11 protein-coding genes are annotated in these 13,290 nt (G+C 63.3%); 2 read left to right on the top strand and 9 right to left on the bottom strand.

The genetic code is table 11. The features are described from left to right. The first annotated feature begins 231 nt into the window (after positions 1-231). Together G7009_RS13985 and G7009_RS13990 are read left to right on the top strand one after the other, a co-directional pair. Positions 232-1,245: an extracellular solute-binding protein gene (locus tag G7009_RS13985; RefSeq protein ID WP_181130663.1), complete on the top strand. Its 1,014-nt coding sequence runs from the start codon at positions 232-234 to the stop codon at positions 1,243-1,245. After that, on the top strand, positions 1,245-2,810 hold the full coding sequence (locus G7009_RS13990) for an ABC transporter permease (RefSeq protein ID WP_181130664.1): 1,566 nt from the start codon (positions 1,245-1,247) through the stop codon (positions 2,808-2,810). Before G7009_RS13985 ends, G7009_RS13990 begins: the two co-directional genes overlap by 1 nt. Positions 2,811-2,892: 82 nt before the next feature. Here G7009_RS13990 and G7009_RS13995 read toward each other — a convergent pair whose 3' ends face one another. The 9 genes from G7009_RS13995 to miaA all read right to left on the bottom strand — a co-directional run bounded on the left by G7009_RS13995 (position 2,893) and on the right by miaA (position 13,289). Beyond that, positions 2,893-3,429 carry a DUF2867 domain-containing protein gene (locus tag G7009_RS13995; protein WP_181130665.1) on the bottom strand — a complete coding sequence of 179 codons (537 nt, stop codon included), beginning with the start codon at positions 3,427-3,429 and terminating at the stop codon, positions 2,893-2,895. A gap of 159 nt (positions 3,430-3,588) precedes the next feature. Continuing rightward, a complete protein-coding gene (locus G7009_RS14000) occupies positions 3,589-5,523 on the bottom strand; it encodes a methyl-accepting chemotaxis protein (RefSeq protein WP_181130666.1) in 1,935 nt (644 codons plus the stop codon). Between the two features lie 185 nt (positions 5,524-5,708). Then, a complete protein-coding gene (locus G7009_RS14005) occupies positions 5,709-7,001 on the bottom strand; it encodes an adenylosuccinate synthase (protein WP_181130667.1) in 1,293 nt (430 codons plus the stop codon). A gap of 54 nt (positions 7,002-7,055) precedes the next feature. After that, complete coding sequence (locus G7009_RS14010) at positions 7,056-8,243, bottom strand: ATP phosphoribosyltransferase regulatory subunit (RefSeq protein ID WP_181130668.1); 1,188 nt, start codon at positions 8,241-8,243, stop codon at positions 7,056-7,058. A 264-nt stretch (positions 8,244-8,507) separates the two neighbouring features. Then, complete coding sequence (hflC, locus tag G7009_RS14015; RefSeq protein ID WP_181130669.1) at positions 8,508-9,377, bottom strand: protease modulator HflC; 870 nt, start codon at positions 9,375-9,377, stop codon at positions 8,508-8,510. Beyond that, positions 9,377-10,552, bottom strand: a complete 1,176-nt coding sequence (gene hflK / locus G7009_RS14020) for an FtsH protease activity modulator HflK (protein WP_181130670.1) — start codon at positions 10,550-10,552, stop codon at positions 9,377-9,379. Before hflK ends, hflC begins: the two co-directional genes overlap by 1 nt. 96 nt (positions 10,553-10,648) lie before the next feature. Beyond that, positions 10,649-11,950: a ribosome rescue GTPase HflX gene (gene hflX, locus G7009_RS14025; protein ID WP_181130671.1), complete on the bottom strand. Its 1,302-nt coding sequence runs from the start codon at positions 11,948-11,950 to the stop codon at positions 10,649-10,651. Between the two features lie 12 nt (positions 11,951-11,962). Then, positions 11,963-12,223, bottom strand: a complete 261-nt coding sequence (gene hfq / locus G7009_RS14030; RefSeq protein ID WP_181130672.1) for an RNA chaperone Hfq — start codon at positions 12,221-12,223, stop codon at positions 11,963-11,965. A gap of 94 nt (positions 12,224-12,317) precedes the next feature. Then, on the bottom strand, positions 12,318-13,289 hold the full coding sequence (gene miaA / locus G7009_RS14035; protein WP_181130673.1) for a tRNA (adenosine(37)-N6)-dimethylallyltransferase MiaA: 972 nt from the start codon (positions 13,287-13,289) through the stop codon (positions 12,318-12,320). Position 13,290 lies beyond the last annotated feature (1 nt).

Consider the following 13,290-nt stretch of genomic DNA (forward strand, 5'->3'; position numbering starts at 1 on the left):
CGGCCTGACACTTCTCCACGGCACCTAGCGCCCTCCTCTCTAGACCTCGACTTCTGCGGTATCCCCATCGGTCATCCACCGGGCTCGTCGCCTGTCTCTCTACCGAGCTCGGTATCGGTCGCTCAAGTACAAGACCGTTCGCTCATGAATTTTCCTCCACGCGGCCACTTGAGAACCGATTTCGTTTACCATTGTTTCCAAATATGTAGCCGTAAGCGAGGAAGTATCCGCATGACGATCCGCCCGAACCCGCTGATGCGCACCCTGGCCGCCGCTGTGCTGGGCCTGGTGATTGGCGCGCCGGCCGCCATGGCAGCCGACCCGGTCTCCCTGACCCTGTACAACGGCCAGCACAAGGAAATCGGTGAAGCCATCGCCAAGGCCTATGAGGCCAAGACCGGCATTCATATCAATATTCGCAAGGGCAGCAGCAATCAGTTGGCGAGCCAGATCATCGAAGAAGGCGATCGCTCGCCTGCCGATGTGATCTACACCGAGGAATCGCCGCCGCTGAACAACCTGGGCGAGCTGGGCTTGCTGGCCAAGATCGACGACGCCACGTTGCAGATGCTGCCCAAGGAGTACGTGGCCGCCAACGGTTCCTGGATGGGCGTCACAGCCCGTACCCGGGTCGTGGTGTACAACCCGAAGAAGATCGACGAGAAAGAACTTCCGCAATCGGTCATGGACTTCGCCGACCCCGAGTGGGATGGACGGGTCGGCTTCGTACCGACCAGTGGCGCCTTCCAGGAACAGGCCGTGGCCATCCTGAAGATGCACGGGCGTGATGCCGCCGAAGAATGGCTGACCGGCCTCAAGGCGTTCGGCAAGACCTACACCAACAACATGGTCGCGCTGAAGGCCGTGGAAAATGGCGAAGTCGCCGCGGTACTGGTGAACAACTACTACTGGTATGCCCTCAAGCGTGAACGCGGCCAGCTCGACTCCAAGCTGTACTACCTGGCCGATGGCGATGCCGGCGGCCTGGTGACCATTTCCGGTGCCGCCGCGGTGAAGGCCAGCAAGCACCCGAAAGAGGCTCAGGCCCTGCTCAACTGGATGGCCAGCGAAGAAGGCCAGCGCGTCATCACCCAGACGACCGCCGAATATCCGCTGCACAAGGGCATGGTCTCCGACCAGGGTCTGAAACCGTTCGAGGAGCTGCGTCCGCCGCAGATCACCCCGGCCGACCTGGGCAACGCCGAGGAAGCCCTGGAGCTTGAACGCGAGGTCGGTCTGCTCTGATGACTGCCGCCCTGCCCGAGCAGGCACGAATCCGCTTCGTGCCGCGCCGCAAGCGCCCCTCTATCTGGGTAGTGCTGCCAGTCCTGTTCCTGGTTGCCATGAGCCTCCTGCCGTTGCTTTACGTGGCGCTGAAAACCTGGCAGGCCGGCTGGCAGGAAGCCGTGCACCTGCTTTGGCGCCCCTTCGTCTGGGGGCTGCTGCGCAACACCTTGATGCTGATGGTCGGGGTGACCGTAGCCTGCCTGGTCGTCGGGCTGGCCCTGGCCTGGCTGCTGGAGCGCAGCAACCTCCCCGGGCGTCGCGTGTGGGGCGTGATTCTCTGTCTGCCGTTCGCTGTCCCATCCTTCGTCAGCAGCTTCACTTGGGTCTCCCTGAGCCCGAGTTTCGAAGGTCTGGGCGGCGCGATCCTGGTCATGGCGCTTTCCAAGTATCCGCTAGTGTTCCTGCCGGTAGCGGCAACCCTGCGCAACGTCGATACCTCGCTCGAGGAATCGGCACGCACGCTGGGGTGCAGCCGCTGGGGCGTGTTCTTTAAGGTCACCCTGCCGCTGCTCTGGCCATCCTTGCTCGGCGGAGCATTGCTGATCGCCCTGCACATGCTGGTGGAGTTCGGCGCGCTGTCGATCCTCGGACTGCAAACCTTCACCACAGCCATCTATCAGCAGTTCGAGCTGGAGTTCAGCAACGCCAACGCAGCCATGCTGTCGGCGGTGTTGCTGGCGCTCTGCCTGTTGATGCTCTGGCTGGAACTGCGGGCGCGCGGCAAGGCTCGCCACGTGCGCATCGGCCAAGGCGTGGCCCGCCGCGCCGCGCCGATCGCCCTGCGTGGCTGGATGCCGCTCGCACAGGTGTTCTGCATCGCGCTGGCCGTGCTGGGCAGCGGTATTCCATTGGCCATGCTCGGCTACTGGTTGAGCGTCGGCTCGTCGGCAGCCTTCCCGGTCGCGGCGATCGGCGAGGCTCTGCTGACATCCTTGTCGATGTCGCTGGGCGGCGCGGGGTTCAGCGTACTGCTGGCCTTGCCGATGAGCTTCCTGGTGGTGCGCTACAAGGGCCGCCTGGCGATCTGGGCCGAGCGCCTGCCCTACCTGCTGCATGCGCTGCCGGGCCTGGTGATCGCGCTGACATTGGTGTTCTTTGCCCTGCACTACGTGCCGGCGCTGTACCAGACCACCGGGTTGCTGATCCTGGCGTACGCGTTGCTGTTCCTGCCGTTGGCGCAGGCGCCGGTACGCACGGCATTGAACAAGGCGTCACCGACGCTGGAAGAAGCTGCCCGAACCCTTGGCGCGAGCAGTTTCAGCGCGTTCTGTCGGGTGACCCTGCCGATCATCTTCCCAGCCCTGGCCGCTGCCTTCGCCCTGGTGTTCCTCGATGCCATGAAAGAGCTGACCGCAACCCTGTTGCTGAGCCCGACCGGCATGACCACCCTGGCCACCGAGGTCTGGGCGCACACCGCCAACATCGAGTTTGCCGCCGCGGCACCTTACGCGGCCCTGCTGATCCTGGTCTCGGGGTTGCCGGTCTACCTGCTGACCACACGGATGTACCTGAACAAGGCCTGACACCAGGCCTGGTTCGCCAGCCCTCACTTCACTCGCCACACCCTGGAGCACAAGGTCGACCTGGCCGCAGACTGGGTCGACCTCAGCTCGCAACCACGGAAAAGGCCGCCGTTACGTTACGCAGCATGCGTGCGACGATGGTTCCATGAGTCGGCGCCACCGGCAACATGTACAGACGGCCAAAGGTATTGAAACAGGTGACAGAGGTCGTCACGCTCAGGCTCATGAGAGCGCCGGCCGCTGCCGGATCAAGCTCGGAGGCCAGGTCCATGCACACCATGACTGCCAGGTGCGTGTCGCGAGAGGTCAGCAGCAATCGCTGCGCGCTGATCGCTTCCACCGTGAAAAAATCCAGCCTTTCTCCCGGTATAGGCACCCTGTCGGGGGTACGCGGCGAGAACCCGTGAATCGGGAGGACCTTGAAGCGACGAGAAACAAGATCGCGAATCCGGAATGCGCCACTGAGCCAGGCCGGAAGCTGCGAGGTCATGGCGCAATAGGCCTGCAGCACACTTATCGGGCCACGAACTTGCACCGCATCGCAATGCAGAAAGTCCAGCCGGGCAGGCTCATCGATGAGGCGCACATCTTTCGGTGCAAGTGACAAAGCCGCTGACATGGGTATCCTTCCGTCGGTACCGCTCCAATACCTCGAGTTATACCCCAGCCCAACGACCGTTCCAATTGCAGGCTCCGGCTGCGATCAAGGGCCCACATGGCAAGCCCACAGTCGTGATTGCCTGGCCCCATTCATGAGGGGCGGCCCTTGGCGCTCCATTCAAGCGCGGAACTGCCCCAGGCTCGACTTCAGCTGCGCCGCAAGATCATCGAGGACCTTGCTGCTGGCCGTGGTCTGCATGACCACCTGCGCGGCGCGCTCTGCCTGGGCATGGATGTTCTCGACCCGTCCGCGGACCGCCTGCGCGCCCAGGGCCTGCTGCTCGGCGGCGCGCGTGGCCAGGCCGATGGCGGTATGTACCTGTTCGACCGCCGCCTGTACCGATTGCTGCCGCCGCGCATTGTCACGCAGTACCAGGAGGCCTTCGCTGGCCTGGCGCCCGGCCTGGCTGATGCTGGAAACGGCCTCCTTGGCACCTTGCTGCAATGCCGTGATATGCGCCTGGATATCCCCCGTGGAGCGCTGGGTCTTGCTGGCCAGGGCCCGGACTTCATCGGCGACCACGGCAAAACCACGCCCGGTGTCACCGGCGCGTGCCGCCTCGATGGCAGCGTTGAGCGCCAGCAGGTTGGTCTGCTCGGCGATACCATGGATCACCGTCAGGACCACTTCGATCTGCTCGCTCTGCCTGGCCAGGCGCTCGATCACTTGGGAACCGGTATCTACCTGCCCAGCCAGGCTCTCGATGAGCCCGGACAGTTGCGTCGATGTCCGGCTGTTCTCGTCCGTGGCCTGACGAATGTCCACGACCTGCTGCAGGGCGGCCTGCATGGCATGGCTTTCGGCCTGGGCTTCGTCCGCCATGGCCGAAAGGTCGCGCAGGCTCGCCGCCACTTCGTCGCGCTGCAGCGCGGCGGCGGCATCCGCGCCGGCGTTATGGCGAGCCATATCGCCTATCTCGATCCCCGTGCGCTGGGCCACCTCGCCCGCTTCACGAACGATGGGCTGCAGCTTGTCGACGAAGCGGTTGACCGCCGTTGCCATGTCACCGATCTCGTCCCGGCTGTCGAGGGCCACACGCTTTGTCAGGTCACCCTCCCCGGCTGCCAGATCGTCGAGCGCGGCGATCAGCAGCCGCAGCTTGCTGAGCACGCGCCGACCCAGGACCAAAGCCACTACCAGCAACACACCCAGACCGACCAGCACCAGACCAAGGCCAATGCGCCAGCGCAACTCGCCGGCGGCTTCGCGCACGCTGCTGGCCGTACCGGCCTGCATGGCGGCAGCGCTGGCCTGCGCGCTCTCCAGCCGGGCGCCCAGGGCCTTGCCACTGTCAGCAGCGGCGCCGAACAAGCTTTCGCCGACCAATTGCCCGCCACTGGCGATCAGGGCAGCGAAACGCTGGTCGAGCGCATCCAGTTCCTTGTCCACGCCGGCAGTGGACACGCCCATCAGCACCTTGCCGATCTCGACACCGTTGGGACTGATCGAGGCCTCGACGAAGTACACCGAAGGGTCGCGTCTCGCGGCCTCCAGCAGCTTGTCCAGCGCGCGCTCGCCCTGGCCCTTTTCGATCAGCGCCTGGTTGATCGGATTCTGTCGATTGAGGTAGCGGGTCAGGTGCTGCCCCTGCGCGTCGTCATAGACCACGAACAGCACGCTGGGATTACGCTGCGCGCGCCGAGCGAACTCCGAAAGCACCGGTACATCGTTGTCCCACATGGCCCGCGGCGCGACGGAGGCCAGCAGTTCGGCCATGTCGTTGGCGGACTCCTTGAGGGTCTGCTCGAGGGTCTTGCGCAGTTGTAGCTGCTCGGCCTCCAGGCGCGTGGACAGGCCCGTCGTCAAACGTTCGCGCGTGCTCGTCGAGAGCCCGTCGAGACCGGACCGGACCTCGCGCCCAGCCTGCTCCAGGTCAGCGGCAAGCTTCTGGCTGTCGACGCTCAGACGCGCCTCCAGGTCGGCCTCCAGCGCGGTGACCGTGCTCCGGGTCAGCGCGACTGCGACCAGCACCTGCACCAGAAGTGCGATACCCAAGGCAACAAACACGGGCCGCAACAGGCGGCTTCGTAACAGAGAGAGAATGGCCGACACGTAGAACCCCCCAAACGATTGACGCCATTACTTTGATGGCACCCTCGGAGCATTCTTGCAGCAAGGGTTGTGCCGGGCAGGAGGTAAACCTGCCAAATGCAGGTTTTCGGACACTGGCGCCCTGAACGAAAACGCCGCGCCTCCTTGCGGGGGCGCGGCGTCGGCTCAGCCTCGAAAGGTCTGAATCAGCCGAACGGATGACGCAGCACGATAGTCTCGTTGCGGTCCGGACCGGTGGAGATGATGTCGATCGGCGCGCCGACCAGCTCTTCGATGCGATTGATGTAGGCGCGAGCGTTCTCCGGCAGCGCTTCCAGGGTCTTGGCGCCCAGGGTCGACTCGCTCCAGCCTGGCAGCTCCTCGTAGACCGGCTCAAGGCCGATATAGCTGTCGGCATCGGTCGGCGCGTCGATCACGGCGCCGTTCTCGTTCTTGTAGCCTACGCAGATACGGATGGTTTCCAGACCGTCCAGCACGTCCAGCTTGGTCAGGCAGATGCCGGAGATGCTGTTGACGTCGATGGCGCGGCGCAGGATCACGGCATCGAACCAGCCACAACGACGGGCACGACCGGTGGTGGAGCCGAACTCGTGGCCACGCTTGGCCAGGAAGGCGCCAGTGTCATCGAACAGTTCGGTCGGGAACGGACCGGAGCCGACACGGGTGGTGTAGGCCTTGGTGATGCCGAGGATGTAGTCGATGAACATCGGGCCGACGCCGGAACCGGTAGCGATGCCGCCGGCGGTGGTGTTCGAGCTGGTGACGTATGGGTAGGTACCATGGTCAATGTCCAGCAGCGAACCCTGGGCACCTTCGAACATGATGTCCTTGCCAGCGCGGCGCAGGGTATGCAGCTGCGCGGTGACATCGAGCATCATCGGTTGCAGCTGCTCGGCATAGGCCATGCACTCGTCCAGCGTCTGCTGGAAGTCGATGGCCGGTTCCTTGTAGTAATTGACCAGCTGGAAGTTGTGGTAGTCCAGCAACTCGCCCAGCTTGGCGGCAAAACGCTCGCGGTGGAACAGATCGCCGACACGCAGGCCACGGCGGGCTACCTTGTCTTCGTAAGCCGGGCCGATACCACGACCGGTGGTGCCGATCTTCAGCTCGCCGCGAGCCTTTTCACGGGCCTGGTCGAGGGCCACGTGGTAGGACAGGATCAGCGGGCAGGAGGGGCTGATGCGCAGACGCTCGCGCACCGGAACGCCTTTTTCCTCGAGCTTGGTGATTTCGCGCATCAGGGCATCCGGCGCAACTACCACGCCGTTGCCGATCAGGCACTGCACGCCTTCGCGCAGCACGCCCGAGGGGATCAGGTGCAACACGGTCTTCTCACCGTCGATTACCAAGGTGTGGCCCGCGTTGTGGCCGCCCTGGTAGCGCACGACGGCGGCGGCATGTTCGGTCAGCAGATCGACGATCTTGCCTTTGCCCTCATCACCCCACTGGGTGCCCAGGACGACGACATTCTTACCCATAACACTTGTCCTCATTCGCAAACTTGGTTGCCGGCAAGGGGCCGGCGCAGGAACTCAATGGGTCAGCGGCAGAACCTGCCAGCGCCCGTCTTGCTGAATCAATTGCCGATCACAATCCGCCTCGAGAGCAGCACTCAACGGCTGCCCAGGCAAGGCCTGAACCACACGCTGGCCCTCGTTGCGCAACTGGCAGACCATCTGCCAGAGGGCCGTATCGCTGCTGTCAGGCATCCAGATCCCGCCAGAAGGCAACACGACCTCCGCTCGCCCCAGTGTGACCAGGGTCTTCAAATCCGTGGAGAAGCCCGTGGCCGGGCGGGCCCGGCCAAAGTCGGCGCCGATGTCGTCATAGCGCCCGCCCTGGGCGATCGATTGACCGACCCCAGGCACGAACACCGCGAACACCACGCCGGTGTGGTAGTTGTAGCCGCGCAGTTCGCCCAGGTCGAAATACAGTGGCAGGTCCGGGTAGCGCGCGGCCAGGCGATCGGCGATCGCCAGGAGATCATCCAGCGCGGCCAGGACCCCAGCCGGGGCTCGACCCAGGCGCACGCGCGCCTCGGCCAGTACTTCACGACCACCGCACAGCTCGAGCAGGGCGCGCAGCATGTTGCCCAGGTCCTTCGGCAGGTCGGCGGTCAGCGCGTGAACTTCATCGCGCGCCTTGCGCTGCAAGGCATCGAACAACTGCTGCTCGACCGCGCCCGACAGGCCGGCCGCGCGTGCCAGACCGCGGTAGATCCCGACATGACCCAGGTCCATGTGCACATCCGGCACATCGGCCAATCGCAACATCGCGAGCATGAGGCTGATCACCTCGACATCGCTGACCGGGCTGGCGTCACCGTAGAGTTCAGCGCCGAGCTGGATCGGGCTGCGCGAAGTGGACAGCGCACGTGGCTGCGCATGCAGCACGCTACCGGCGTAGCACAGGCGGCTCGGCCCTTCGCGACGCAGGGTATGCGCGTCGATGCGGGCTACCTGTGGCGTGAAATCGGCACGGAAACCCATCAGGCGTCCGGACTGCGGATCGACGACCTTGAAAGTGCGCAAGTCCAGGTCCTGGCCGGCACCGGTCAGCAGCGATTCCAGGTACTCGATATGCGGAGTGACGACCAGTTCGTAACCCCAACTCTGGAACAGGTCCAACACCTGGCGACGCGCGATCTCGATACGCGCTGCCTCAGGTGGCAGTACTTCTTCGATGCCATCTGGCAGGAGCCAGCGGTCTACCGTTGCCATGACGCCATTTCCCCTTTGGTCCGGGCGGCCTGCCCGCGGGCGAGCCTTGAGTAAAGCAGGTATCGGCAGACAGTAGCGGGCAGCACCGATCCCAGCGCAGCCGCCGTGCCAATACCCTCGAATACCTTGCGTTGCGGCCAAATCATGGCCAATGAACCTTACAGACGCAAAAAAGCCGGGAATTTCCCGGCTGCCGCATCATACACCCGTTTTCATGCATGATGCACCCCGCCCGGCGTTTTAGCTGCCGGGCGGGGGCTTACATCAAGGCTTGCTCTTGTCCAGGAAGCGGAAGAACTCGTTCTTCGGATCCAGGACCAGCACATCGCTCTTGCTGGCGAAGCTTTCGCGATAGGCCTGCAGGCTACGGTAGAAAGCGTAGAACTCCGCATCCTGAGTAAACGCCTTGGCGTAGATCGAGGCCGCCTGGGAATCGCCGTCACCGCGGGTCTCCTCAGCTTCACGATACGCTTCGGCCAACAGGACACGGCGCTGACGGTCGGCATCGGCACGGATACCTTCAGCCAGCTCGTTACCCTTGGCACGGTGCTCACGCGCTTCCCGCTCACGCTCGGTGCTCATGCGATCGAATACGCTGCGGTTGACTTCCTTCGGCAGGTCGATGCCCTTGACGCGAACGTCGACGACCTCGATACCCAGCTCCTTGTTGGCCATGCGGTTCAGCGAAGCGGTGATGTCAGCCATCAGCGCGTCACGCTCCCCGGAAACCACCTCGTGCAGCGTGCGCTTGCCGAACTGGTCACGCAGGCCGCTTTCCAGACGCCGCGAGAGGCGTTCGTCGGCAATCTGCTTCATGCCGGAGGTCGCGGTGTAGAAGCGCTCGGCATCTTTGACTCGCCACTTGGCATAGGCGTCCACCATCACCGCTTTTTTCTCGAGGGTCAGGAAGCGCTGGGTCGGAGCATCCAGGGTCATCAGGCGGGCGTCGAACTTGCGCACCTGGTTGACGTACGGGATCTTCACATGCAGGCCTGGCTGAACATCCGCCTGGACCACACGGCCGAATTGCAGCAACACCGCACGCTCGGTCTGGGCCACGATGTAGAAGCTGTTCCAGGCCACGATTGCCAGCACGACGGCAGCGATCAGGGCGATCAGCGATTTATTGCTCATCAGCGGCTCTCCCTGGTACGAAGCGACTGTTGTTGCTGTTGCAGCTCCGAGGCGACCCGAGCCGCCTCATCGTTGGCCGAGGCTGGCGCAGTGACAGCCGGGGCGTTGGTGCGGCCGCCGCCCTGGACCATCTTGTCCAGCGGCAGGTAGAGCAGGTTGTTCTGCCCATCCTTGGTTGCCACCATCACCTTGCTGGTGTTGCTGTAGACCTCTTGCATGGTCTCCAGGTAGAGACGCTGACGCGTTACGTCCGGAGCCTTGTGATACTCGGTCAGCAGCTTGACGAAGCGATCGGCCTCACCCTTGGCGCGTGCGATCACCTCATCGCGGTAGCCATTGGCATCCTCGATGATGCGCTGCGCCTGGCCGCGAGCCTCCGGCACCACGCCATTGGCATAGGACTCGGCCTGGTTGCGGGCACGCTGCTCGTCTTCACGCGCACGGATCACGTCGTCGAAGGCTTCCTGTACTTCGCGCGGGGCTGCCGCGCTCTGCACGTTGACCTGGGTCACGGTGATACCGGTGCGATAGGTGTCGAGGAAGCGCTGCAGGCGTTCGCGGATATCCACGGCCATCTGTTCACGACCCTCGGTCAACACCTGGTCCATCGAGGTGGAGCCCACCACGTGGCGCAGGGCGCTGTCGGTCGCATGCTGCAGACTGACCTCCGGCTGGTCGACGTTGAGCACGAAGTCCTGCAGGTTGGTGATCTTGTACTGCACGGTCAGCGGCACCTCGACGATGTTCTCGTCTTCGGTCAGCATCTGCCCCTGCTTGGTGTAGGCACGCTCGCGAGTCACGTTCTCCATGTACTTGCGATCGATCGGCGGGAAGTAGATGTTCAGGCCCGGCCCTACGGTCTCGTAGTACTTGCCGAAGCGCAGGACGACTGCCTGCTCCTGTTCGTCGACCACGTACACGGCGCTGTACAACCAGATGGCGGCAAGCACCGCCAGACCGATGCCCAGCAGGCCGTAGCCGCCGCCTCTGCCGACGTTCCTGTCACCACCACCGCGTTTCTTGCTGCCGCCGAACATGCCGTTCAGGCTGTCCTGCAGCTTGCGGAAGGCCTCGTCGAGATCCGGTGGACCTTTCTTGTCTCCACCGCCGCCGCCACGGCGACCGCCCCAGGGATCCTGATTGTTCGAGTTGCCACCCGGCTCGTTCCAAGCCATAGCGCTCTCCATCTGATAAAGCAAAGACGCGCCCACGGCGCGCCGTCCAATGCTACAGAATGCCTGTCACGGCTGCCCGGCGACATAGTCGGGCATTTATTGCAAAGTGTGTTGCTCGATGAACACCTGTGGTTCCAGGCCTTCCCGGCTGACCAGGCGATTGAGTTCGACCCGAGGCAGACGCAGGCTCAGCAGGCTGCTGCCTTTTTCATCATGTGCTTCGCCCTGCACTGCGCCGAAGGCAAAGAATTGCGCGCGCAAGCGGGCAAAACGCTGCTCCAGACACAGGGTGCCGACAAACAGATCATCCCCCAGCAACTCGGCGATCGCCTGGCCCACCAGTTCCAGACCACGACCATCGCGTGCCGATACCCAGACCCGCTCCGGTTTGCCATCGGCATTCCGCTGGATCTGCGGCTCGACATCTTCGAGCAGGTCGAGTTTGTTATAGACCTCGAGGATCGGCAAGCCTTCGGCACCGATCTCGCCCAGCACGGCCATCACTTGCTCGATCTGCTCCATCCGATCGGGCTCGTGCGCGTCGATCACATGCAGCAGCAGATCAGAGTTGCTGGACTCTTCAAGCGTAGCCCGGAAAGCCTCGACCAGCTTGTGCGGCAGGTGGCGGATGAAGCCCACGGTATCGGCCAGCACGATCGGCCCGATGTCGCCCAGCTGGAGCCGGCGCAAGGTCGGATCGAGCGTGGCGAACAACTGGTCGGCGGCGTAGACCTCGGAAGAGGTCAGGGCGTTGAAAAGAGTGGATTTGCCGGCGTTGGTATACCCCACCAGCGAGACCGAAGGGATATCGGCGCGTCTGCGCCCTCGACGAGCCTGCTCGCGCTGGCTGCGGACCTTTTCCAGGCGTGCCTTGATCTGTCGCAGGCGTACGCGCAGCAGACGTCGGTCGGTTTCGAGCTGGGTTTCACCCGGCCCACGCAGGCCGATACCACCCTTCTGCCGCTCGAGATGGGTCCAGCCCCGGACCAGCCGAGTGCTCATGTGCTCAAGCTGGGCCAGTTCGACCTGCAGCTTGCCTTCATGGGTACGCGCGCGTTGGGCGAAGATGTCGAGGATCAGGCCGGTACGATCGAGCACCCGACATTCGAAGACGCGCTCGAGGTTACGTTCCTGACTGGGAGTGAGGGTGTGATTGAAAATCACCAGATCTACCTGCTCGGCTTTGACCTGGTCGCGCAATTGCTCAACCTTGCCGCTGCCAATCAGGTATTTCGCTGTCGGTTGATGCCGCGTCACATTGCTGAACGCGACAATGTCGGCTCCGGCCGACAGTGCCAGTTCCTGAAACTCCTGCGGGTCTTCGCGCGCCTCAGGGTTCTGACCTTCCAAGTGAACGAGCAGCGCTCGCTCACCACCACCGTGGCGCTCAAAGAACAAGGCAGACTCCTATCAGGCGTTGCCTGGCTCAGCATCGCCCTGTTCGGAATCGGACGGGCTTGGCAGGCGAACCGGGCGCGCTGGCACCACGGTGGAAATGGCATGTTTGTAGACCATCTGGCTTACGGTGTTCTTCAGCAGAACCACGAACTGGTCGAAGGATTCGATCGAGCCCTGCAGCTTGATGCCGTTGACCAGATAGATGGAGACCGGGACTTTTTCTTTTCTCAAAGTATTCAAGTAAGGGTCTTGTAGCGAATGCCCTTTTGACATATGCCGCACTCCTGTAAGGATCAATAGTAGAAAAACTGGAAAAAAACAATGGTTCATGCCGCCTTTCGCAAGCGTAGACGGCAATTGCAGGGACTCAGCTCAATATGGAGACGGCTCCCAGGTATTTCAAGGTGCGGGACAGATTGTCGCGGGCCAGGCTATCGAGCCAGTGCACGTCGGGCCATCCGCGTAACCAGGTGAATTGCCGCTTGGCCAGTTGGCGAGTGGCAATGATACCGCGTTCACGCATCTCTTCCGCAGTCAGCGTGCCATCGAGATGGTCCCAGACCTGTCGATAGCCCACCGACCGTATAGACGGCAGCCCCGCATGCAAGTCACTTCTGGCTCGCAGCAATCGGACCTCGTCGACGAAGCCCTGTTCCAGCATTTGCGAAAAACGTGACGCAATTCGCTCGTGTAATACACGACGTTCGGCGGGAGCGATCGCCAGGCTGGCGACAGTATAGGGCAAATGACTGGCTGCGCCTGCGTCTGGACCGCGACTTTGCTCGGATTGACGCAAGCGATGGGCGGTCATGCTCTGGCCACTGACGCGATAGACCTCGAGTGCCCGGATCAGCCGCTGAGGGTCGTTGGGGTGAATCCGCGCCGCCGATTCCGGATCGACCTCGGCCAGCTGTCGGTGCAGCTCGCCGAGTCCCAGCGCCTGAGCCTGGGCCTCCAATTCGGCGCGCACCTCGGCGTCGGCCGCCGGCATGTCCGCCAATCCATCCAGCAACGCCTTGTAATAGAGCATGGTGCCGCCGACCAGCAGCGGAATCTTGCCGCGGGCGCTGATATCGGCCATCGCCTCCAGGGCGTCACGACGAAATTCGGCGGCGGAATAACTCTGTGCCGGGTCGAGAATGTCGATCAGGCGGTGCGGGTGGGCGGCCAGGACTTCCTTGGAGGGTTTGGCAGTGCCGATGTCCATGCCGCGGTAGACCAGCGCCGAATCGACGCTGATCAGCTCGCAGGGCAGGACCTTGGTGAGTTCGATGGCCAGGTCGGTCTTGCCGGCCGCCGTCGGACCCATGAGGAAGATTGCAGGGGGGTTACCGCTCATG

It is taken from the genome of Pseudomonas capeferrum (genome assembly GCF_013523055.1).
Classification (GTDB): Bacteria; Pseudomonadota; Gammaproteobacteria; order Pseudomonadales; family Pseudomonadaceae; genus Aquipseudomonas; species Aquipseudomonas capeferrum_A.